Source organism: Pseudoalteromonas sp. SS15, from assembly GCF_049257195.1.
GTDB lineage: Bacteria > Pseudomonadota > Gammaproteobacteria > Enterobacterales > Alteromonadaceae > Pseudoalteromonas.
On the sequence record NZ_JBMMUD010000007.1, the window covers coordinates 1 to 22,852 of the forward strand.

The window sequence follows — 22,852 nt, forward strand, 5'->3', positions numbered from 1 at the left end:
CAAACTCTTCAATTAAAAGTTTTTTGTTTGAAGTAAACTTCAAACCATGCTCAATGAATTCTGATTTTGATTCTTTCGAATCGAATTGACTATGAAGTCACTCAGTTACATTTGAGACTCTAATTTTTTTTGCTCCTGAATCAAGAGCTGTTAGAACTCAACCTGTACGAGTGCCCACACAGATGATTGCTTCATATTTTTAAAGAACATTCCGGTTACCGGAGTGCGACTAAGCTTTTACTTGTCGCCGCAGCCTTGCTGCGAAGTGGAGCGCCATAATAACGACTTCACTTTTTATGTCAACACTTAATTTCAAAAAGTTTTTTAAGATTAAGTTTTATTTGACTCGACATCGTTTTGATTTGCTTTTCAGCGTCTCGCCCCGTGTCAGTGGGTGCGCATTATAGGGTGAAATTAAAAGTGCGCAACCCCTTTTTGCAATTAATTTTAAGAAATATGTTTAACCGCTCAAAAAGAAAACAAAACCACTCTATTAGACTAAAAAAAACGCTAGTTTCCTTTTTCTAATAGCTAATTTCTCTTTTTAATTATTGCTTAAACATTTTAAGACGCTAAGATAGCAGCTCGTTTGTTAAATTATTGTATACCCATTGTATATTGGTAGATCCTTATGAACCCAACTCAACAAAAGTCTCTTTTTATTGTTTTAGCAATTGCGATAATCGGCTATTTTGCTGCTAATGCTCTTCTTGCAGACTCTTCTCTTAATCTTGGTGCTACTTTTTCTATTGGCACACTCATCGGTGGTTTCATTGCAACTGTTATGTCGACAAGTAATGCAACCACACAATCTGACAATGCTGAAGTAAAAACAAAAACGCTTTATGTAGGCAACTTACCTTACAAAGCAAATGAAAGTGTCGTTCGAGAGCTTTTCTCTGAACAAGGCCGTGTATTCAACGTTCGTTTATTGAAAGATAAAAATACAGGTAAACGTCGTGGTTTTGGTTTTGTGGAGATGGCGGAAGCTGATGCTGATAAAGCCATTGCAGCATTGAATGAAAAAGAATTCCAACAACGCACATTGAAGGTTAGAGCTGCAAAACAAAAACCTGAGGTATCGGAAGAAGCAATTGCAAGTTAAAGATATAAACTTTTCACATCGTATCCTGTAATAGCAGGAATATTATTTAAAGCCGTTGCATAAAACTGTAGCGGCTTTTTTATTTCTATTTCATCTATACTGCCAACCAACAAATGCTTCACTCTTTTTGCAATTGCAGTTCCAGAGTCGATTAATACGCATTGCGTTTGATAAAACTCTGCTATTTCACACTTCAATATTGGAAAATGTGTGCACCCCAATATCAGAACGTCAGCTTTATTATCGACCTTAATAGCTGACAGCTCCTTATTAACGCCCTCTCGTATATCTTCATTTAACCAAAACTTACGCTCTGCTAGCCTTACCAACTCTGTTGAATGGTAGAAACTCACTTGGCAATCACTTGCAAACTCACTCACTAAAGATTGCGTATACTGATTCTTTGAGGTGGCAGGCGTTGCTAATAAGGCAATATGCTTTGCATTACTGATCTGCGCCGCTGGTTTAATAGCTGGTACCACGCCAACAATAGGAGTTTGAGTTAACTGTCGAATATGTGCCAGTGCGTAAGTTGAAGCTGTATTGCAAGCGATCACTATTAAGTCAACTTCCCCAAAAAAATTTGAAGATATTTTATTAACAAGACTTGCCAGTCTATTTTGAATTGTTTCTTCAGTCTGAAGACCGTAGGGCAGTAAAGCATTATCCATTATGTAGGTATAGTCTGCCCCTGGTAGTGTATTTTGGATATGTGTTAGGACACTGGTCCCACCAATACCTGAATCAAAAACTAAAATGTGCGGCAAACTATGGCTCCTCTATATGGAGGTGCAAGTTTGCCCTAGCTTATAATTCTTGCCAAGTCGCTTAAGCTGATTTCTCAGACTTATTATCGAGTTGATTAAAGAAGCCTTGCGCATAATCTAATAGCTGAGCCATTCTTGCTTGCCCATCATTCATCCACGCCATGATATCTGGCAATTGCTGCTCAATGCCTAACGCTTTACCTTCTGAATGAATACTCTCTAATTGTTTATCTAGCGGTTGAAACGCTTGCTCTAACTCTTTTATGGGGTTGGCTTGTTGATATTGTGCAATTGCAGCGGTTGTTTTTGTCTGACGTAAATCCATCGTGAAGTTGGTAATTTGGTCGCTCTCTATATTCAATGTCGATGCTTTTTCAAATGCATCGTCATATTCCCCTGAGAAAAACGCATCACTGACATTGCGAATGTCTTTCATCATTTCATTAATGGCTTTTTGCTCTTCTTTATTGAGTTCGCCATTCACACTAATCGAAAAGCTTACTTCCTCACTTGATTGCTCTGATACAGCCAGACCATAATTATCACCGTTTTGAGTATAGCTGGCAGCTTGACCTTTTGAGCGAGCATCACTCAGTGATATTGTTACTTCGTCGCCCTCTGCTGTTGTGAAACTATACTCAGCTTGATTCGACAAGCTCGCATACTGTGAAGCGCTCACCTGCATAAAGTCAGGTTTTGGATTAAAGAGCTCATCCTCAAAGTCATCTAATCCCTTAAAAATCCCTTCTTTAGATTTTTCGATCCCTTCTTCTATGTCTTGATTAAATAATCCCGCAGCTTTCAATTCTGATGTTGCGTCATCTATGCCCATCTGCACACCTTTACGTGTTGCATTCAACATATCTTGAATCGCTTTGTCGTCTCGACCATCAGCTTTCGCTTTGCTTATTGATCCCTTTACAAAATCAAGCACATTATTAATAACGGTATCAAAATCAAATAAAGGCGCTGCCTTAGGTTCTGTTTTTTCCATATCCAAGGCTTTTGCTAACTTATCATCAAGCAGCTTTGCTGCAATTTTACCTTTATCTCCGTGAAAACCATCAGTACTACTTTGGATATTCGGTTTAAAACCCGCTTTACTGTTTGCTTTATTAGCAAAAGAAGGGTTGAGAAGCTGGTTTAATTGTCCGATTTTCATGTTTATCTCCAAAATAGTAGCAACCATGCGTACATCTTAATTATTACTTTATATCGGCAGCAGTTATTGACCCTTGAGCGTTTAGTATAAAAAAACAACAAATTTTAGCGAGAAACTGGACAAATCACCTATGCCCCCTACAATACCCGCTCTCGAATTTGTAAGGTCAGTTTAACTATGCCAGTCATCACTATTGATACCGCCACTTATGAACAGCAGCTTGCTGAAAAGCAAACGCGTATTAGTGCTCAATTTGCTCGCTTTAACGCACCAGAGCTTGAAGTCTTTGAATCAGCAAAAACGCAATACCGTCAACGTGCTGAATTTAGAGTATGGCACGATGGTGACGATCTCTATCACATTATGTTTGATCAAGAGAGCAAGCAAAAAATTCGAGTGGAAACATTTGACCCTGCCGCGCCGCTCATTAGTGAAATCATGCAAGTTATGATGGAAAAGTTACGTCATAACGAGATACTTCGCCGCAAGCTTTTCCAAATCGATTACTTATCGACGCTAAGTGGTGAGATCCTGGTAAGCCTGCTTTATCACAAACAGCTTGATGATGAATGGTTAGCGGCAATTAATGCATTACGTTCTGAACTTCAGAAAACCTATAAGATTGACTTTATTGGTCGCGCTCGCAAGCAAAAGATTGTGTTAGGCAATGATTTTGTTACAGAGCAGTTGACTGTAAATGGCCAAACGTATCAATACCAACAAGTTGAAAATAGCTTTACGCAGCCAAATGCGAAAGTAAATGAGAAAATGCTGGAATGGGCGCAAGACCTTTGTGCGCCACTGGAGAATGATTTACTTGAGCTATATTGTGGTAACGGTAACTTCTCAATTGCTTTAGCGGGTAGCTTTAATAAAGTACTAGCGACTGAAATCTCTAAATCTTCTGTCAACTCGGCGCAAATTAATATTGCAGCGAATAAGGTTGAGAACTTAGATATCATTCGTATGTCGAGCGAAGAGTTTACGCAAGCGATGAAAGGGGAACGCCAATTCTCAAGATTAAATGGCATTAACCTTCAAGACTACAACTGCCAGACTATTTTGGTTGACCCACCTCGTGCTGGTATGGATGAACTCACTTGTCGTTTGGTGTCTAACTACGACAACATCATTTATATCTCATGTAACCCAGACACACTAGAGCGTGATTTAGACATGCTATGCGAAACACACTCTGTATCTCGCATTGCGATTTTCGACCAGTTCCCATATACACATCATGTGGAATCTGGTGTATTTTTACAGCGTAAATAGCCCACTAATTTTTTTCAACAGTTGCCAGAGCACTGACTAGCTGTGGCAATTGCTCTTCACTAAAAACCTGTATGCCTGCTTTAACAAGCTTTTCTGCAGTTAACCCCATTCCAGCCACTTTAATTCCCTTATGCGACCCATCGTAAATAGTATTTCGACCACATGAAGGGCTAGATTCTTTCAACAACGCAAATTTAATTTGCTGCGCTTTACATAATGCGAGTGCTTTTTCAGCACCTAACTGAAATTCACCGGTAACATCCTCACCTGTTGTCGTGATCACCTTTTCGACGTTAATCTCTGCAGGTGGTCTTGGGGTTGTCAACCCACCCGCGACTTCAGGGCAAAATGCAACAACTCGCTTTTCTTGCAACCACTGAGTCAAAGTATCATTTGTTAGCCCTTTAGATTGCCCATCATAACGGACAGGTTGTCCGAGCAAACAACTTGAAACCAAAATTTTATGCATGTATTTTCCAATAAAAAAGCCTCGCAATTGCGAGGCTCTATTTCAATTTATGATTAGTTATTTAGCAGCTAAATAATTAATTAATGCACTGATCTGCTCTGGAGTCGTCGTTTTTGACTCACGTAAACGCAGTTTATATTTACCATTTACGATAAACGTAGGTACGCCTGTAAGCGCACGTTTTTCAGACCACTTTTGTTGCATACGTGCCATTTTTGAAGTCTTAGTACGTACAGCAAAGCTTTTATACATTTTGTCAAACTTAGCACCGTCTACGCCTTGTGCAACGAAAATGTCTTTCATATCCGCAAGCTCATTAATCTTATTACGCTTACCATGAATATGCGTAAAAATTGCAGCAATGATTTTATCTTTTTGAGGCAGCACTTCAGCAAGTGCTAAGCCTTGAGCCATAATCTTTTGTACTTCTGGGTCACGAGGACCTGTGAAGTCTACATGGCTCTTTTTAAACTTTACACCTTCATTCAGTTTAGGTTTTACCTGAGCGATCAATGGCTCAAACGCATTACATGCAGGGCAGAAAAATGAGAAGTACTCTGTCACTTCAGGTTTCTTAGTACCACGCTCGGCAACCACTTCGTAGTGAACGCCTTCTTCAAACTGAGCTGCGTTTGCAACTACAGGAAGCATGAGTGCCAGCGCAGCGGCTTTAATTAGCTTTAACATCTTATTCTCCGTATTATTTTGCTAATAAATGTTTAACCAATGCGTTGAATTGCTCTTGGCTTTTTAAACTGTTGGTATTTACTTTGTATTTATCACTCACGATAAATGTAGGCACGCCAGATAGGGCGCCCGCTTTTGAAAAGCGGTTTTGGTCGTCTTGCATCAGCTTTTCAGCTGCAATCACAGGCATACTTGCTAGTGCAGCATCAAACTGCTTTTCGCTGATACCATTAAGATCCAGTAACTTTTTTACATCTTTAATGTCATTCAATGGCGCTTTTTTTACGTGGATGCTATCAAAAATTTTCTCGGCAATTTCATCACCTTTGCCCATTTGCTTTGCCACGATATAGGCATAGCTTAAATTGCTTTGTACTTGCGCAGGCAAACCACCTAAAAAGTTCACATGGCTTTTTTCAAATACAGCACCTTCTGGCAAGCTTTGCTCTAATGCTTTAGCAACCGGTTCAAAACGGAAGCAATGCGGGCAGTAAAATGAGAAAAACTCAGTTACTTTTGCTTGCTCACTTTTTTGGGTGGTTAAAGTTTGGTAGTGCACACCTTCTTTGAAATCAAATTCTGCAGCCATGGCTAACAACGGCAAACAGAAAAATAGAATGGATAGTTTTAACGCTTTTAACATAGTTATTTCTCAATTTTTTATGGAAACAGTTGTAATGCAGGTTCTTGTAACGCTGCAAGCTGTTCTTTCAATGCTAAGATCTGCTGCTCCCAGTATTTGTCTGTTGCAAACCAAGAAAAGTTCCGTGTAAATGCAGGATCTTCCCACCTGGCTGCTAACCACCCCATGTAATGCACCATTCGCATCGCACGCAGCGGCTCTATTAGTTGCAGCTCTTTTGCATCAAAAGAGTTAAATTCTTCATACCCCATCAATAGTGTATCAAGCTGAATTAACTGCTCGTTTTTATCACCATTGAGCATCATCCATAAATCTTGGATTGCAGGGCCTGAGCGACAATCATCTAAATCCACTAAGGTCAGTGAATTGCCTGTGCAGAGAATATTGCCAGCATGTGCATCGCCATGCAAACGAATAGGCTTATCGACATGATACATTTGCGCTGTTTGCGAAATAACCTGCTCTAAAATAGTGTAAAACGCGCTTTCTAGATGTATAGGTACAAGCTTACTATTTTCAATAACTTCCTTGGCATCGAATAAGTAGCTCTGGGTATTAATACTCAGCCTATGCTGGAATGGTTTACTCTTACCAACTTGGTGTAGTCGTCCGATATAACGGCCGAGCATTTCAAGCTGGTCTAAATTGTCGATTTCAAACTGGCGTCCACCGACACTAGGAAAGAGCGCAAATTTGTAGCCAGCATGTTCGAATAAACTTTCACCCTCTATTTCTACTGGCGCGACGATTGGCACTTCTTCATTAGCAAGTTCAAGCGCAAAAGCATGCTCTTCTTTTATTTGCGCCTCAGTCCAGCGCTCGGGACGATAAAACTTAGTGACATAACGCTTACAGTCTTCGGCTTTAAACTGATAAACGCGATTTTCATAACTGTTCAAAGGTAGCAAGCCTGTTTCAGGGTAAACCCCAATGCTTTCTATGGCATCCAAGATACGATCTGGATTTAAATTCGCAAAACTAAACTCGCTCATGTCTTCCTCATTTGGCATAAAAAAAGCGGGGAATACCCGCTTTTGCTTGGTTTAATTAGTGTATCTAATTATTTGCCTTTAAAGAAGTTGGTAGGCTGTGATAATGACACTGTCGGGTCGCCTTTAACTTGAACTCTAAAATGGAATTCAGTCACTGGCTTTTTAAGATCATAAGGGTCAATGATCACTGAAAGTGGCACATTCATCGATTCACCCGCCTGAACTTCAATCGCCAGTTTGCCCAGTACATTAAAGTTATTTAGCCCCTCAACCGCAATGTCGTATTGTTGTGTTTGCTGGGTTTTATTGATGACTTTTAGGGTGTAAGTGTTTTCAACTAAACCATCGAAATTAACTCGATATAGCTGATTTCTATCACGAATAATATCGAGCTCCATAGGTTTACGCATGGCAATATTCACCACCAGTGCAGCAATTAACACAGTCATGATTAATAAGTAACCTGCCAGCTTTCCACGGAATGCTTTGGTTTTATTATCTGGCGTTTCAAGGTTGCGCTCTGTGGTGTAAGAAATTAAACCACGCGGGTAATTCATCTTATCCATCACCCCATCACACGCATCTATACATGCACCACAGTTGATACACTCGTATTGCAAACCGTTACGAATATCGATGCCTGTAGGACATACCTGAACACACAGATTACAGTCGATACAATCACCCAACCCCATTTCTTTGGGATTTTGTTTACGAGAGCGAGGACCACGTGACTCACCGCGTTTCGCGTCATAGCTAACTGTAAAGGTGTCTTTATCGAACATGGCAGATTGAAAACGTGAATAAGGACACATATGTAAGCACATAATTTCTCTCATCCAGCCTGCATTACCATAGGTACATGCTGTAAACACCACTATGCTAATTACTGCATAACTTCCTGCGTCCCAGGTCAGTAAATCTGGTACTAGTTCTCGAATAGGGGTGAAAAAGCCAACAAAGCTTATTGCAGTCCACAAAGAGAATAAAATCCAACTGCTATGCTTTGCCGTTTTTCGCCAAAACTTGTCAAAGTCCATTTTTCGGCTATCGAGTTTTTTACGCTGATTAGCGCTGCCTTCAAACTTCTCTTCGAACCACAGAAAAATAAAAGTCCAAACGGTTTGCGGACAAGTGTAACCACACCAAACACGACCATAAAACGTGGTCACTACAAACAGTGCAAATGCAGCGATCATAAGGAAAAATGCCAGCACCGTTAAATCTTGTGGCATTAAGGTTAATCCGAAAATATTAAACTTTTGCTCGAAGAGATCAAAATAAACGGCTTGATGACCCTCAAAATTAATCCATGGCATGAGCATAAACGCCAACATACCAATAAAACCTAAGCGCTTACGAAGTTGCTGGTGTAGCCCCTTAACTGCGCGCACATAAATACGGTTTCGAGGGTTAAACCTATCAGGCTGGAGCTCCGGCTTTTGTATTTTTACATCGCTCGGAATGTTTTTTACTTTTATTTGTTTGTCCATCTCGGCTCCTCATGGCTGTGATCGACAGGTACTTGCTACAGTGACCTTTTTATCTATAAGGATATTATATGCAAGCAAATTCAAGCTGGGTACAATTGGTTCAGAAATTATTGAATTTTCCTTTACCAGGGACACGCTTATGTAGTGTTTATAACTTAATCACTTGCTTTTGAAAGCCCCATTTTATTACACTCTCAATTGTTTCCTCCTGTTTAGATCAATATTACGGTATCCAATGAAAAAGTTTTTGTTGCTTGTTGTTGTCATCCTGGCACTTTTTACTATAGATCACCCGGCCATTAAAGAGCCAAGAGAAGCACTATTAGGTGAAGGCGTGAGCTTGCTGAGTGAACAAAGTAAAGTAGCGAGAAGCACGTCAGCTAAAATCGCCAGAACACAAATTTCGCAAAAACTCGAATTAGATGAAACCGAATTAGAATATTTAAATGATGCGTTAGGCACAGATGATAAATTAAAGGCCTTCCACCTTCGTTACTGCAAAGAAAATGATTTGAACCTCTATTTTTACGGCAATAAGCTAAATGTAATTTGTAAAATCGCCGGTGAATCTATTTTTGAAGGGAAGTCGTTGTAATGAATATCGATATTGACGCTTTTAATAAAAAGCGTGCCGCAGCATTTAACCAGCACAAAAATATCCTTAAAAAACTGAGCAAAGGGCAAACCTTGTTATGCGAGCAATGTAACAAGCCTCTGCAATTAGATTTAAATGGGCAAGATAAGAATAAAGGTTTGGTAAGCTGTGCAAAAGGCTGCACGAGTATTGAATTAGAGCTTGGGTAAGCGCTCACTTACCCAACAATAGACCCTCAGGTTTTAACCCTCTTCATCATACAAGCCACTCTCAACAGCGGCGTTTTCTACTAATTGCACATAAGCCAATGCAAACTCGTTCGCAATTGCATGTTGCTGCTGACAAAAGCTATTTAGCTCAACATTGTTGGCATCACAGTAAGCGGCAATTTGTGACTGCTCTAGAGCGAAGAAACCTAGTTGCTCTGTGCTACTGATCAATGCTTGCTTAAGCTCATCATTTAAAACTGCACTATTAACTAGCTCAGCATAAAAGTGCTCAATCCCCGCTAAAAAGCCCTGGCTCCATTGCTGCAGCTCAACTATAGCTGTTGACGCATAAGGTAACTGGAACTGACCTGAAAAAACGCGTTCACTGATATCGTGATGTAGTGCCATTAAAGCAAAAACATGCTCTTCTGCAATTTGCTCATCACCGCCACTGACGATTGTTAGCCACTGCTCCATTTCAATACCTGCTGGGCTGCAAATGATTGCGAACAGGTAGCCTTCACAAACAACATAAGGCAGAGCCTGCTCTGTGCTAGATAAATAATCTATGAGCAACGCTTTATGTTGCTCTGTAAACGAAAACTCTAACATAGCAAGCCTTACAAGTTCACTGGATAACGGCCCTGGGCATCAGGACGACCTAAGAATTTAACCGCATCATGCACTTCTTTCGGTAATGAGGCATCTGGTTTTACGTTACCAGCAACTTTAAATTGAAAGTTATTTCCTAAATGAACATCCGCTTGCAAACCCAATAGATTATCAGGCTGAACCACTGCAGCTAGGTCACCCGATTTACAGTTTAAATCTGCGCCCAACTCACCAATTGAGAACCAACCTGTTAACCCTTCAACACGAATATTTGGGCTAAATACATCGCCTTTTATTTGCTGACAGTAAGGTTTACCACTTTCAAACTCATCAATATTAAAAATTACTCGCCCAGTTGCATTTACAGGTAATGGTAGGTTTAACTGACCCATTAATTGCTCAACCTCAAAACGCAGTACCGCGTCTTTTAAGCTTGCTTGTTGCTCTAACAGTGAAAGACTGAAATGACTTTTTCCTGACATTTCTTCGCTCGCTCTCGGGTTACCCCAAGTTAAATCACCAGCAAGGTTGCCTGTTAGTAAAGCGATAGGCTCTAACTGCCAACGCACATTGAAAACCTGAACTCTATTCACGCGTACTTCACTAACTTGCCCCTGCCAAATTGAGCCGGTCAAATTTCCAAAAACCACATTTTTAGGCAAGTAACCCTGTGCGACTTGCACAGCAACAGATGCGGGCAGCTGAGATAAAGCAAAAGCCAAAAATGAGAAAATAAATAACAGAACTAAATAAATTTTTTGCTTCATACTACTTCTCTAACACCAATCGACTTACGCGCACAAAACCTGTGTCTTCACCTTGTGAAATATCTAGGTTTGCTACAGTGACACCATGTTGATGTACAAGTTCGTCAAGCCAACCAACTAATTTATTAAATTCAACGTTTTCAATATTCACACGAAGACTGTCATTATTTGGCTGCATCTGACTGATAACGATGCCGTAGCGGCCTCGACTGCGATTCACGAGTTGCGATAAATTGCCTGAAGAAGTACGGGCAGAGTTACCAGCCGCTTTCAACTTGCCAATACTTTGTTCAACAAACACTTGAAAGTTTTGCTCACGCTTTAGTTTTTGCTCAGCATCAGTAACCGCCTTATTGAGTGGCTTTAATATTCCCATCACTAAAACGAAAACAATAAATACAACACCCGCGATGATGAGTAAACGTTGCTCTTGCTCTTTTAGCGAGCCCCAGTAATTGATTGCCTGTTGTTTCATACATCACCTCGCAATCTAATTTCACCAATTACAGCATCACCATCGTTATTTAATGAACCTTGCTGCACTGTTAAACCTTTTTGCTCAAGAATCGTTTTAACTTGACCAAACACTTGGAAGTCTTTGGCTTTTACACGAATACGCAATTCATTACGTTTATGGTCATAGCGTAAAGTCTCAGGCTGGAAATCTTTAACTTGGCTATAAACTGACACAAACTTGTCTGCCAAATCTAAGAAGCCACCTTGTTTGGTCGCAGAAATGGCTTTTAATTCACCTTCAATTTGACGTCTAAGTAGCGCTTCGCGTACTCGTTTATTTGGAAATGCTTGTTGATAAGTTGCAACTGCTCCAGCTCTCACCTTCTCGGCCTGATCTTTCAATTTTACAACTTGAATGCCTTGAACAACCACAAAGCCAAACAAAGCCACTGATGCTGCAATTAAGCCTGACTGCCAATCTTTCCACCATTGTGGCGTACTCTTCTTTGCGGCAAAGATGCCTTGGCGTAAATTGAATGCTGTGCTAGTTAAATTTTTAGCCAATAATGCAAGCGGCAGTTCATACTCTGTCTCTTTTGCCACCTTAGGCGCCACCTCAGGCAAAGCGTCAGCAGGACTATAATGAGAAATTTTTTCGACCGCTAGCGCATGCAAGTAATCAGCCCCCCAGCTTGGCTCAATCACACATGTATGCCACTGCCCTAAGCGACATAGCCATTGACCATCAAGCTCCACAACAGCAAGTTCATTTTCTGCCTGCTCTGGCAGTAATAGAGCATCTGGCAGAACTTGCTTCGCGAAAATCTGATACTCATCTAAAGCTGTAAATAACTCAGCAAGTAAAGCTCGATCACACAATGCTATATTAATGGTCGGCTTATCATCTTTTACGCCCGGCTCACCTATTGCGATGAATACATCATCAACATCACAAGCCAGTTGTTCTTCCAACATAAATGGCAGTGCTTGTTCTAGTTTTCTATTCCACTTTGTTGGTAGTTCAATGGTTTTTAACTGCACCATTGATGCAGAAAGCAATACGCTAGTTTCTCTACCTTGCGCTTTCTCTGTTAACTCAGCTAAATCTGATAGTTGTTTGTACTCACCACTGGCAATAATTTGCTGGTCGGTTGAATAGACCAACCAATGGATAGCCTGTTTGGCGGATTGATCAATACGGATCAATAATTTTTCTGTCACTGTACGCCTCCAAATTTTCGCGCCAGTATGCTCGCTTGACCTTCTTTTATTTGAATAATTGAGGTCATTGTGAAAAGCCGTTCATCGAACATGGCTTTTGCGCGCAACTTGAAATAGTCACTATTTACGGTAAATAGATCGGTTACTTGCTTGATATTCTGAGCCCCTTGAGCGGTGGCTTCAGAAAGAAAATCTTCCACTTTGTCATACCCCTGCTCTGGGCGTGCAGAGATGATACTTTGTGCATCTGATTCACTTAATCCATCAATTAGTGCACTCAGTAATAATGCTTGTTCTGGCAAAATGGTATTCACGTTAATTTTTAATTCTTCACTGCCAGGGATAACACATACATAAGGGAGCAACTTTTCCATGACTAATGGGTTAAAGCCTCTGATCACACGTAATTCAGACACTGACGCAAATGCGTTATTTGCAGTTAAATAAGGTGTACGCAACGACATATATTCGTCTTCTTCTGCACCCGAACGAAACGTGATGCTATCGGCGTCAAGCCAATCATATACACTGTCAGCCAAGGTTTCTTCACTCTCATCTGAGGGTAAATCTTCTATGTTCTTCAACAGCTCTAAGAAGGCTTTATGCGCTGGATTCGTATCATTAATACTGGCATTTTGTGCCTTTGGTGCGCGCAGCGCGTTTAAGTTTAAACACGCTTGAAGATCGGTCACTTGTCCACTCAAGGTTCCATGGTCTACTGGAAAGGGGGTTTCTTCTAACGCCCACGGCTGACCTAAATGTACTTTCTCAGGGTCTTTTTTCTTGCTTTCTATCAGGACTTTTTTCACCAGTTCTTCCGCACCATAGCTATACCATTTCGCTTGCTGATGAGTTTGAATATTTTGTGCTCGCTGAACTTGGATCATTAAATTCGTCGCCATTTCAGCAGCGATAACGGCTGCAAGCGCGACAATAAACAAGACAATGATCAGTGCTGCGCCTTGTTGCTGGCCATGCTTATAGGTTAACTGGTTCATGGGCCTGTTCTCCCACTACCAGTGTTATTGCCGTTATTTGTGTTTGATGTACTGCTCGCTACTTTGCCATCACCCGGCGTGAGGAAAAAACGCGTGATGGGCTCCATTTCTTGCATCTTAATGGTTACAGAAACCGCTAAAGGCAGTGCTTTCTTTTCCCAATTTTCTTGCCATTTTTGTTTGTCATCTAAGAATTCAAACTTTAAATCTTCAATGTTCTCTAGTATGACTTGGCTGCGAGGCTCGGTACCATCAAGTTGATCTACATAAACACGATAAAGGCGCTCTAATTTATCATCAACCACACGATAACCCACAGCTTGCAACTCGGAGCGTGGCAATAGACTAATTGGATTTGTCCAGCCATCGCGTACAAACGCGATGCCATCATATTGACTATCTAAATTGTAACGGCCATGAAGAATATAACTCGGTGTAAAGTCGCCCGCCTCATTACGCGTTTCACGCTTGGTCATTTGATTAAAATCTTGATCCATCAAGCGAAAAGTCGTATTGAGCGCGTCTAATTCTGCAATCACTTCTTCAGAGCCTTGTTTAGCCTGAATCGTTGAATTTAATATCTGGTGTGTAGCCAAAACCACAAAGCCGAGAATACCCAGGGCAATCATGACCTCAAGTAAAGTGAAACCACGCTGACGGTTTTTCTGAGGATAAGTAAATCGCATCGTTACTTACCCTTTAAAATGAATGTACTTAAGTCATACAAAGAATTTTTATATTCAGCATCGCTGAATACTTCAACTTGCACTTTGACAAAACTTGGGTCATTGGTTTTGGTAACTTTCTCTTGCCAGTACCAAGTCATACCAGCTAACTCTTCTTCACCTTTATTGTTATTCTTACCATTCCACTTATCACCTTGTGCACGTATCATCACCAAGCGATTCTCTGCCACCCAAGATGCATAAGTTTGTTCTTCTAGTGAGGCGATATGGGAAACATGTTCACCTGTAACTTGCATAGCAGCAATACCTGCCATGGCACAGATCCCCAAAGCCACCATCACTTCTAACAGAGTAAAGCCAGCCGATTGCTTCTTCATACTTCAGGCTCCACTCGTAAATTAACAGGGGCGATAAACTCACCTTCGATAAAGTAACGTGCTTGCTCTGCATCTCTGTCTGATAACTCGACACTAAACTGAAACGCGCTCACTTCGCCCGAAGATAAGATTAATACTTGCGGCACTTTGAGCTTTTTTAACTCAAGCAAGCTTTCGTCATCACCGGTGCCCATTAATTCACGCCAGTTGGCTTGCTCTAACAAATTGTCTTGCGACCAAGATAAATCTTCGATATTCAGATTAACTTTGTATTCTTTACCGAAGGTAATGGGTTCATATAATTCTTCAGCATCAAATACCGACCACTTCTCACCATCAAAGACCAAAAATTCTAAGACATTTTTATCAAGGTGAAAGCCAAGCTCAATTTGGTTCAATACTGCAAACTCAGAGGCAAGATTAATTACTCTGTATACTCTGAGCGCTTGTTTTTCTAACTCTTCGGCTTCGGCATCATCAAAGGTGTAACTCACCATTTTCACTGACATGGCGATGATCACAAGTACAACAAGGACTTCAAGTAAACTGAAGCCCTTTGCCTTATTGATATTTTGCCCTAAGCCTAAACGCATACGTATTAACGCACTTCGTCTTCGTCAGTCCAGTTACCGATATCATCATCAGTACCCACTTCACCATCTGGGCCCATTGAGAAGATATCGATCTTACCCATCTCACCTGGGCTAACTAGCTGGTAAGGGTTGCCCCATGGATCTTCAGGTAATTTAGAAATAAAGCCACCTTCAGGGAAACGACGTGGTACAGGGTCAATTGTCGTCTTAGTTACAAGTGCTTCTAAGCCCTGCTCAGTCGTTGGATACTTCTTATTCTTCAGCTTGTACATATTCATCGCATCTTCAAGCTGTTGAATATCTAAACTCGCTTTATCTAAAGCAGCCTCTTCTTGTTGGCCCATAATGTTTGGGGCAACGATTGATAAGATCATACCGATGATAACCAGTACCACCATTACTTCTAGTAGGGAGAAACCTGATTGCTTTTTCACAATGAATACCTCATTAGCTGCTAATAGCTGTTATTTTTAAACTCTTTATTTGACTATAAGCCGATGGCTTTGTTCATTTCCATAATTGGTTGCAAAATTGCCATAACAATAAACAACACAATAATGGCCATGGTTGCGATCATTGCAGGCTCTAATAGCTTTAATGATACGCTGACCATGGTTTCAAACTCTCTGTCTTGGTTGTTAGCCGCTCGCTCCAGCATTTGCTCTAGCTCACCCGACTTTTCACCACTGGCGATCATATGTAGCATCATAGGTGGGAATAACTTGGTTTGCTGAAGTGATGCTCTTAAGCTTGCACCTTCACTGACTCTGACCGCTGCTTCTGATACCGCGGATTTAATCTTCTCGTTTTCAAGTACCTGACCAGAAATCTTCATACCTTCCAATAAAGGTACTGCACTCGAAGACAAAATACTGAGGGTACGCGCAAAACGTGCCGTATTGATACTACGGCTAATTTTGCCTAAACCTGGTAGACGTAATAATTGCGTGTCATACCAAAAACGAATTTTGGGTTTCAGTAGCGCCTGTTTGATGCCAATTGTTATGGCCACAATACCAATAAAGCTTGGCATCCAGTAAGCTTGTACGAAATTACTTGCTGCCATTACCCATTCAGTGGTCCAAGGCAGTGCTTGCTTCGACTTTTCAAAGGTTTTCAAAATCTCTGGAACCACAGTACCAAGCAATACCGCCACAATACCAATGGCAAAAACCACAAGAATGCTTGGATACACCATCGCCTGAGTGATTTGACTACGCATATGCTGGCGTTGCTCTGTGTAATCAGCCAGACGATTAAGTACTTCATCTAAATGGCCTGACTTTTCACCTGCTGCCACCATGGCACGATATAGGTTATCAAATACATGAGGAAACTCTGACATACCATCAGCCAATGTGTAACCCTCTACAACTTTAGAGCGCACCGACATCAACATACGCTTCAGTCGAGGCTTCTCACACTGCTCTGCCACTGCCATCACAGCCGCTTCGACTGGCAATGAAGACTGGATAAGTGTTGCCAATTGACGAGTGATTAAAGCGATATCAGAGACGGAAGGCTTATAACCTGTGAACAGTTTAAACCCACCACCAGATTGATGTTTTTCTTTTTCAGCCGCAGGCGCAACCTCCAAAGGCATCATGCCTTTTTCTCGAAGTTGTTGGCGGATCTGTTTCGCGGTATCGCCTTCTAAGATGCCTTTCTTTTCTTTGCCCTTACCATCGAGCGCTCGATACTCAAACGCTGCCATGATCAACCTTCCTCACGAGTTACACGTAACACTTCTTCTAAAGAAGTTTGTCCTTTCAGAACACGAGAGCAACCATCTTGACGAATACTAGGACTGAAAGTACGAATATACTTTTCTACTGCCTGCTCACCCTTACCATTATGGATAAGCTCACGTACTGTTTCATCAACGACCAATAGCTCGTGAATGCCGGTACGGCCTTTATAGCCATTGTAATTACATGATTCACAGCCAACAGGACGGTAAATAATGGTATTACTGTCTTTACTTACACCTAGTAACTCACATTCACGCTCATCGGCTTGATGTGGTTCTTTACAATCATTACATAAGGTACGGACTAGACGTTGAGACAACACACCTAATAGAGATGAAGATAGTAAGAATGGCTCTACGCCCATATCTTCCATACGCGTAATCGCGCCTGAAGCCGTATTGGTATGCAGGGTCGACATTACTAAGTGACCCGTCAGTGATGCCTGAACAGCAATTTGGCCCGTTTCTAAATCTCGGATCTCACCAACCATTACCACATCAGGGTCTTGACGTAGAATAGCACGTAAACCTCGGGCAAATGTCATATCAACTTTCGGGTTGACCTGAGTTTGACCTATGCCTGGGATTTCATATTCAATTGGATCTTCTACCGTTAGAATATTTCGGTCTTTGGAGTTGATTTGGCTCATACCAGCATACAAAGTGGTACTCTTACCTGAACCTGTTGGGCCGGTCACCAAAATAATACCGTGCGGTTTGGCAATTAGTTCGCTGAACAATTCACGGTTGCGCTCTGTCATACCCAAATCTTCTAGGTTTAGACGTGCATTATTTTTATCGAGTAGACGCAGTACCACACGCTCACCAAAGCTTGACGGCATAGTCGATACACGCACATCGACTGCACGCCCTGCGATACGCAACGAAATACGGCCATCTTGTGGGATACGCTTTTCAGCGATATCAAGCTTAGCCATTACCTTGATACGTGAAACAAGTAGTGACGCGAGTTTTCGATTTGGCTTTAGAACTTCTTTTAAAACACCATCCACCCTAAAGCGAATAACTAGATCTTGTTCAAAGGTTTCAATGTGGATATCTGAGGCACCGTCTTTGATTGCCTCACTCAGCATGGCATTGATTAACTTGATGATCGGCGCATCATCGTCAGCCGCTAATAAGTCTTCCGTTTGCGGTAGCTCTTCAGCCAACGAAAAGAGGTCAACTTCGTTGCCAATGTCTTCCATCATTTGCTGAGTTTCTGAGCTATCACGCTGATACGCTTCTTCAAGCATAAACTCAAACTTTTCAGCTTCTAACTGTTCAAGCTTAAACTCAGCCCCTGCTACTCGGCGAATTTCTAGTAAATGCGCAACATTTAAATCACCCGTATAGAAAACTTTAAGGCCGTCTTCTTTTTCGGCTAGCAGCATATTTACACGACGCGCATAAGAAAAAGGCAGTTTAAGAGATAGCTCTCGTGCTACCTCTTCTACTGGCGCGTCAGTGAGCAACTCAGTGTGCTCACTTTCTAGTTGATTGTTTATATCAATCATCTTGGCGCTCTTTCTTAGTTTGCTCTTTTAGATATTGTTCGTACGTTGGTGGCAGCGTCATCGCATCATTCCACTCAGGTAATACTGGCGTCTCTTCAAATGGCATTAAATCAATACCATCGTCACGCTGCTTATTTTGCTCGCCACGAATGAAGTTATACTTTGAATGGCTTAACTCATTCATACTACGGCTGTCACGAAGGATCGTCGGACGAATGAATACTAAAAGGTTACGCTTACGCTTAGTTGTACTCGTTGACTTAAATAAGTGACCTAAAATAGGAATGTCGCCTAGTAGTGGTACTTTCGACACACTTTCTTGCACGTCTTCGTCAATTAGACCACCTAGAATAACCATACCGCCATCGTCAGCAATAACTGTGGTGTTAATTGCACGCTTGTTCACCGCGATATCAACTGCGGTTGCGCCGCTGACACTCGATACTTCTTGCTCAATGGTTAACTGAACCGCTGAACCATCATTAATCTGAGGGGTTACTTTTAACTTAATACCCACTTCTTGACGGTCAACCGTTTGGAATGGGTTAGAGTTGTTGCCGCTGGTTGTCGAGCCGGTAATAATTGGCACTTCTTGACCAACAATCATCGACGCTTCTTCATTATCCATCGTAGTTACAGACGGCGTCGCTAGGATGTTCGATTTCGTATCAGTCGAAATAGCCTGAATGATCGCACCCCAGTCATTCTTAATGATGCCTGCTGCAAGACCATTCACACCACCGAGTAATGCAGCTAAAGGACCTAAGTCACCTTCTTTGGTTTCTGTATAAGGCGTTGTTTTACCTGTTTCACTACCTGTAATATTTTTCGTAATGGTTTTATCACGCGCTTGCTCTGCAGCAACCGCTAATGAACCCACTGGGACATTACTACCATTATTAAATTGCAGCATACCACCTTGTTCTGAAATCCATTGTAGGCCTAGGTTGATACCATCACCTTCAAGTACTTCAACAACGATCGCTTCAACTAAAACTTGCGCACGACGAATATCTAGTTTTTTTATCACAGATGCCAATGAGCGCATGGTATCTGGCTGAGCTGTAATGACTAGTGAGTTTGAATCCGGGTGGGCTTCAATACTGGTTTCGTTGTTATTGCTGCGACTTCGACTCTTGTTATTACCGCCTTGTGCTTCTTCTTGCAGTGTTTTGCTCACACCTTGTAATACTTTTACAAGATCTTCTGCTTTTGCATAATCAAGATAGAAAACCTGCGTATTGCCTTGGCTTTTTAGCTCACCATCTAGGCGCTTAACTAGGTCTACTGCTCTAGAGCGCGCTTGCCCTTCACCACTGACAATGACACTGTTAGTACGATTATCAGCCACGACCTTTGGAATAAGAAAGTCAGGTATTGTATTTTTACCAGATGACTTATAAATGCTCTCAACCACTTTTACCACATCGTCAGCAGTTGCGTGCTTCAGTTCAATAATTTCAACTAACGTGTCACCTGCTTGGTCAACTGATTTTATGATATCGACAAGGCGATTTACAGACGCTGCGTGGCCTGTCAGCATCATCACGTTAGCAGAACTGAAATTAGTAACATGGCCGCCATCTTTTTGGTCACTGAACTGACGAATGAGTGGACCAAGTTCTTGAACCGACACATTTTTAACGCGAATAACACGGGTAACTAAAGTATCACCTTCGGACGCATTATTATCTGAAACTAATGGTACATTGCTTTTCTTACCATCTGAACTACGTAAGATTTTTAAGATGCCACTGTCCATTTCAATGACAGCATAGCCATATACTTCTAAAACATTTAAAAAGAACTGATAATAAAGTTCTTCATCCATCAACTCATAACTGCGCACATTAATATTGCCACGAACGTTAGGATCGATAATGATGGTCTTATTCAGGTTCTTACCAACGATATTAATAAATTCATTAATATCAGTACCTTTAAAGTTCGCTGCGTATTCAACAGCAGAAACAGATAACGATAACCCAGCTGCAAACATCAGAGCCGCATACTTAGCTAACCCTTTTTTGATTTTTCTGAGGTCTAGCTTATTTCTCATTATTATTAACTCCAAAAATTGTGCTTACAGGCTGAATTGTACGTCGATCACACGACCGTCTCGTTCAATGCTAATTGTGGCATCAGTGGCTTCTCTGAGCTCTTGCATTGCAGTCATTGCCTGTCTCATATCCGTTAGTTGATAACCATTGATTGCAATGGCCAAATCATTATTCTTTAAACCCATTTTTTTAAATAGCTCAGGATCTTTACCCGGGCTTAAACGATAACCTATTAACTCACCGTTTCTTCGAGCCTGAGAGATTCTGATGTAATCGAGTAACTTACCTGGCTCTCTTAGTAACTCTTGGCGACGCTGTGCCAACTCAGAGCGATCGATGCTTGGCTTTCTCTGTGTGTCACGCACTTCACGTGGGCCCGACACCGGCATGGCCACTTGTTTTGTATAAGCAAGACCATCAAGCATGAGCGTTTCAAAACGGCCATTTACATCTAGCAAGACTCGATCAGGCAACACTTGTGCTAATTTTGCGCGCGTACCAGTGATGGCATCTTTTACTTCGTAAGTTTCTTGTCGCCCCTGCGATTCGATAATCGCCAAACCCGCGGTATCATTTAAACTGACAGCAACAATACCGGTAAGTTTCACATTTAATGTTGTTTTAGGCGCATCAGAAACACGTGCGACAGGCTTAGGGGGGGCTTTTGGTTTTTCATTAGCAACACCAAATAGGTTTTGCTGAATAATAGCTTGTGTGTTGACGTTATTGGTTTTACTGCTTACTGAACTTGAAAGCGGTGCTAAGTTCGCGCTTTGTGGTTGTGGCCAAAACAGCCAAACTAACTGTGCGCACAAATAAGCAATATAAACAACAGTCAGTACTACCACCAAACGACTGAGTTTGGCATGCGGCAACTTCTGAAATATGCTCGTTAACTGTTGTAATTGTAATTCCATATGAGACTTTTTCTTATTCTGTTGAACGGCCAAGTGTACCGCGACGAAATTAATTCAACAAGCGTACAAATGTGAAACTTTGTGACACTTGTATTACGTGAGATTACCCACATTATATTGAAGGAAGGGTGAACAGCGCCCGCTTTTGTTGGGCCTGAATATATGATAAATTTCACCTCACAAATCCCTCAATCCTTGATGGTATTCTCGTTGTGAAAAAACAATCCTCTGAACAAAACAGCCAAATAGAAGCAGTTCGCTTAGATAAGTGGCTTTGGGCAGCGCGTTTTTATAAAACTCGCAGTATTGCTCGAGAAATGATCCAAGGTGGTAAAGTACACTATAACGGTCAGCGCTGTAAACCCAGTAAAACGGTTGAAATTGGTGCGACTGTCAACCTTGCTCAGGGTTATGAGGAAAAGGAAGTGACGATTTTAAAGGTCTATGACAAGCGTCAGGCCGCGCCACTTGCTCAGCTATTATATGAAGAAGCTGAGCACAGTATAGAAAAGCGAGAGCAAAACGCCATCGCTAGAAAGAATAACAGCTTTTTTGCGCCGCGCCCGGAAACCAAACCGGATAAAAAGCAACGTCGCGAATTACTAAAGTTAAAATCAAGCTAGGATTTTATAAATGCAATCAGATTTATTACACCGTTACATTTTCGATCAGTTAGACGTTCGTGGTGAACTAGTACAAATCGAACAAACGTTTAAAGATATTATCGGTGAACACGACTACCCAGAACCTGTAAAGCAATTATTAGGTGAGTTGCTAGTCGCAACCAGCCTACTGACCGCTACTTTAAAATTTGAAGGCGATATCGCGGTGCAACTGCAAGGTGATGGCCCAGTTAAATATGCGGTAATAAACGGTGACCACAATCAAAATATGCGCGGCATTGCACGCTTACAAGGCGAAGTTACGGGTAACAGTATTCAGGACCTAATGGGTCAGGGATATATGGTGATCACTATCACCCCAACTAAAGGTGAGCGCTACCAAGGTATTGTACCTTTAACCTCTGATAATTTAGCAGAATGTCTAGAAGGTTACTTTGAACAGTCTGAGCAGTTAAAGACGCGCTTGTGGTTTGCAACACGCACTTCGGGCGAACAGCTCAAAGCTGCTGGCCTGTTTTTACAGGTTTTACCTGTGAATAAAGAAAAGTCACAGCAAGACTTCACCCACCTAGAAGCGCTTAGTAACACCATTAAAGATGAAGAGCTACTCGATCTAGATGCTCAAACGGTATTAACTCGCCTTTACCATGAAGACAACCCACAATTGTTCGAACCGCAAGAGCTGAACTTTGTTTGTGGCTGTAGCCGAGACAAAACCATCAATGCTTTGGTGAATGTAGGTCAAGATGAATTACTGGCTCAAGTGGCAGAAGACGGTGAAGTAAATATCAGTTGTCATTACTGCCTGAAAAATTACCGATTTGATGAACAAGATATCAAGGCTATTTTTAACTAAAAGTAGTATTGACTCAGCATAA

General features: G+C 41.4%; 26 protein-coding genes. 6 read left to right on the top strand and 20 right to left on the bottom strand.

Going from position 1 to position 22,852, the window contains the following annotated elements; genetic code table 11:
- Nucleotides 1-631 precede the first annotated feature (631 nt).
- On the top strand, nucleotides 632-1,105 hold the full coding sequence (locus AAEU28_RS14805; protein ID WP_421964847.1) for an RNA recognition motif domain-containing protein: 474 nt from the start codon (nucleotides 632-634) through the stop codon (nucleotides 1,103-1,105).
- Here AAEU28_RS14805 and murI read toward each other — a convergent pair.
- Entirely contained in the window at nucleotides 1,102-1,872 is a 771-nt protein-coding gene (gene murI, locus AAEU28_RS14810; protein WP_421964848.1) for a glutamate racemase, read from the bottom strand. The genes AAEU28_RS14805 and murI overlap by 4 nt on opposite strands.
- Before the next feature lie 61 nt (nucleotides 1,873-1,933).
- Complete coding sequence (locus AAEU28_RS14815) at nucleotides 1,934-3,034, bottom strand: DUF5610 domain-containing protein (protein WP_421964849.1); 1,101 nt, start codon at nucleotides 3,032-3,034, stop codon at nucleotides 1,934-1,936.
- Between the two features lie 177 nt (nucleotides 3,035-3,211).
- Here AAEU28_RS14815 and trmA point away from each other — a divergent pair, with 177 nt between their 5' ends.
- Nucleotides 3,212-4,309 (top strand): tRNA (uridine(54)-C5)-methyltransferase TrmA, encoded by a 1,098-nt coding sequence (gene trmA / locus AAEU28_RS14820; RefSeq protein WP_421964850.1) that lies wholly within the window; start codon nucleotides 3,212-3,214, stop codon nucleotides 4,307-4,309.
- 4 nt (nucleotides 4,310-4,313) lie between these two features.
- On the opposite strand, the gene AAEU28_RS14825 is transcribed toward trmA, so the two are convergent.
- The 5 genes from AAEU28_RS14825 to ccoG all read right to left on the bottom strand — a co-directional run bounded on the left by AAEU28_RS14825 (nucleotide 4,314) and on the right by ccoG (nucleotide 8,593).
- Complete coding sequence (locus AAEU28_RS14825) at nucleotides 4,314-4,778, bottom strand: DUF523 domain-containing protein (protein WP_421964851.1); 465 nt, start codon at nucleotides 4,776-4,778, stop codon at nucleotides 4,314-4,316.
- Between the two features lie 57 nt (nucleotides 4,779-4,835).
- On the bottom strand, nucleotides 4,836-5,465 hold the full coding sequence (locus AAEU28_RS14830; RefSeq protein ID WP_421964852.1) for a thiol:disulfide interchange protein DsbA/DsbL: 630 nt from the start codon (nucleotides 5,463-5,465) through the stop codon (nucleotides 4,836-4,838).
- Between the two features lie 13 nt (nucleotides 5,466-5,478).
- A complete protein-coding gene (locus tag AAEU28_RS14835) occupies nucleotides 5,479-6,108 on the bottom strand; it encodes a thiol:disulfide interchange protein DsbA/DsbL (protein ID WP_421964853.1) in 630 nt (209 codons plus the stop codon).
- Between the two features lie 17 nt (nucleotides 6,109-6,125).
- Nucleotides 6,126-7,100 (bottom strand): serine/threonine protein kinase, encoded by a 975-nt coding sequence (locus tag AAEU28_RS14840; RefSeq protein ID WP_421964854.1) that lies wholly within the window; start codon nucleotides 7,098-7,100, stop codon nucleotides 6,126-6,128.
- Between the two features lie 68 nt (nucleotides 7,101-7,168).
- Complete coding sequence (gene ccoG / locus AAEU28_RS14845) at nucleotides 7,169-8,593, bottom strand: cytochrome c oxidase accessory protein CcoG (protein ID WP_421964855.1); 1,425 nt, start codon at nucleotides 8,591-8,593, stop codon at nucleotides 7,169-7,171.
- A gap of 235 nt (nucleotides 8,594-8,828) precedes the next feature.
- Here ccoG and AAEU28_RS14850 point away from each other — a divergent pair, with 235 nt between their 5' ends.
- Together AAEU28_RS14850 and AAEU28_RS14855 are read left to right on the top strand one after the other, a co-directional pair.
- The gene (locus tag AAEU28_RS14850; RefSeq protein WP_421964856.1) at nucleotides 8,829-9,188 is read left to right on the top strand and encodes a hypothetical protein; all 360 of its coding nucleotides are present in this window, start codon (nucleotides 8,829-8,831) and stop codon (nucleotides 9,186-9,188) included.
- Nucleotides 9,188-9,397, top strand: coding sequence for a hypothetical protein (locus AAEU28_RS14855; protein ID WP_390446059.1), 210 nt, complete (start codon nucleotides 9,188-9,190; stop codon nucleotides 9,395-9,397). Before AAEU28_RS14850 ends, AAEU28_RS14855 begins: the two co-directional genes overlap by 1 nt.
- Nucleotides 9,398-9,430: 33 nt before the next feature.
- Here AAEU28_RS14855 and AAEU28_RS14860 read toward each other — a convergent pair whose 3' ends face one another.
- The 13 genes from AAEU28_RS14860 to gspC are packed head-to-tail and all read right to left on the bottom strand — an operon-like array spanning nucleotide 9,431 to nucleotide 21,351.
- The gene (locus AAEU28_RS14860) at nucleotides 9,431-10,009 is read right to left on the bottom strand and encodes a UPF0149 family protein (protein ID WP_421964857.1); all 579 of its coding nucleotides are present in this window, start codon (nucleotides 10,007-10,009) and stop codon (nucleotides 9,431-9,433) included.
- A gap of 8 nt (nucleotides 10,010-10,017) precedes the next feature.
- The gene (locus tag AAEU28_RS14865) at nucleotides 10,018-10,776 is read right to left on the bottom strand and encodes a type II secretion system protein N (RefSeq protein WP_421964858.1); all 759 of its coding nucleotides are present in this window, start codon (nucleotides 10,774-10,776) and stop codon (nucleotides 10,018-10,020) included.
- A 1-nt stretch (nucleotide 10,777) separates the two neighbouring features.
- Complete coding sequence (gene gspM / locus AAEU28_RS14870) at nucleotides 10,778-11,251, bottom strand: type II secretion system protein GspM (RefSeq protein ID WP_421964859.1); 474 nt, start codon at nucleotides 11,249-11,251, stop codon at nucleotides 10,778-10,780.
- Nucleotides 11,248-12,453 (bottom strand): type II secretion system protein GspL, encoded by a 1,206-nt coding sequence (gene gspL / locus AAEU28_RS14875; RefSeq protein WP_421964860.1) that lies wholly within the window; start codon nucleotides 12,451-12,453, stop codon nucleotides 11,248-11,250. The genes gspM and gspL overlap by 4 nt, the downstream gene beginning before the upstream one ends.
- A complete protein-coding gene (gene gspK / locus AAEU28_RS14880) occupies nucleotides 12,450-13,451 on the bottom strand; it encodes a type II secretion system minor pseudopilin GspK (protein WP_421964861.1) in 1,002 nt (333 codons plus the stop codon). Before gspK ends, gspL begins: the two co-directional genes overlap by 4 nt.
- Nucleotides 13,448-14,137 (bottom strand): type II secretion system minor pseudopilin GspJ, encoded by a 690-nt coding sequence (gspJ, locus tag AAEU28_RS14885; RefSeq protein ID WP_421964862.1) that lies wholly within the window; start codon nucleotides 14,135-14,137, stop codon nucleotides 13,448-13,450. The genes gspK and gspJ overlap by 4 nt, the downstream gene beginning before the upstream one ends.
- Nucleotides 14,138-14,139: 2 nt before the next feature.
- On the bottom strand, nucleotides 14,140-14,514 hold the full coding sequence (gene gspI / locus AAEU28_RS14890) for a type II secretion system minor pseudopilin GspI (protein ID WP_058031235.1): 375 nt from the start codon (nucleotides 14,512-14,514) through the stop codon (nucleotides 14,140-14,142).
- Complete coding sequence (locus AAEU28_RS14895; protein ID WP_421964863.1) at nucleotides 14,511-15,107, bottom strand: prepilin-type N-terminal cleavage/methylation domain-containing protein; 597 nt, start codon at nucleotides 15,105-15,107, stop codon at nucleotides 14,511-14,513. The genes gspI and AAEU28_RS14895 overlap by 4 nt, the downstream gene beginning before the upstream one ends.
- 5 nt (nucleotides 15,108-15,112) lie before the next feature.
- Nucleotides 15,113-15,541, bottom strand: a complete 429-nt coding sequence (gene gspG, locus AAEU28_RS14900; RefSeq protein ID WP_421964864.1) for a type II secretion system major pseudopilin GspG — start codon at nucleotides 15,539-15,541, stop codon at nucleotides 15,113-15,115.
- 53 nt (nucleotides 15,542-15,594) lie between these two features.
- The gene (gene gspF / locus AAEU28_RS14905; protein ID WP_421964865.1) at nucleotides 15,595-16,821 is read right to left on the bottom strand and encodes a type II secretion system inner membrane protein GspF; all 1,227 of its coding nucleotides are present in this window, start codon (nucleotides 16,819-16,821) and stop codon (nucleotides 15,595-15,597) included.
- 2 nt (nucleotides 16,822-16,823) lie between these two features.
- Nucleotides 16,824-18,374 (bottom strand): type II secretion system ATPase GspE, encoded by a 1,551-nt coding sequence (gene gspE, locus AAEU28_RS14910; protein ID WP_421964866.1) that lies wholly within the window; start codon nucleotides 18,372-18,374, stop codon nucleotides 16,824-16,826.
- Complete coding sequence (gene gspD, locus AAEU28_RS14915) at nucleotides 18,367-20,433, bottom strand: type II secretion system secretin GspD (protein ID WP_421964867.1); 2,067 nt, start codon at nucleotides 20,431-20,433, stop codon at nucleotides 18,367-18,369. Before gspD ends, gspE begins: the two co-directional genes overlap by 8 nt.
- Nucleotides 20,434-20,457: 24 nt before the next feature.
- The gene (gspC, locus tag AAEU28_RS14920; RefSeq protein WP_138477846.1) at nucleotides 20,458-21,351 is read right to left on the bottom strand and encodes a type II secretion system protein GspC; all 894 of its coding nucleotides are present in this window, start codon (nucleotides 21,349-21,351) and stop codon (nucleotides 20,458-20,460) included.
- 212 nt (nucleotides 21,352-21,563) lie between these two features.
- Here gspC and hslR point away from each other — a divergent pair, with 212 nt between their 5' ends.
- A complete protein-coding gene (gene hslR / locus AAEU28_RS14925; protein WP_058031241.1) occupies nucleotides 21,564-21,974 on the top strand; it encodes a ribosome-associated heat shock protein Hsp15 in 411 nt (136 codons plus the stop codon).
- 10 nt (nucleotides 21,975-21,984) lie between these two features.
- Complete coding sequence (gene hslO, locus AAEU28_RS14930) at nucleotides 21,985-22,830, top strand: Hsp33 family molecular chaperone HslO (protein WP_421964868.1); 846 nt, start codon at nucleotides 21,985-21,987, stop codon at nucleotides 22,828-22,830.
- The last annotated feature ends 22 nt before the right edge of the window (nucleotides 22,831-22,852 follow it).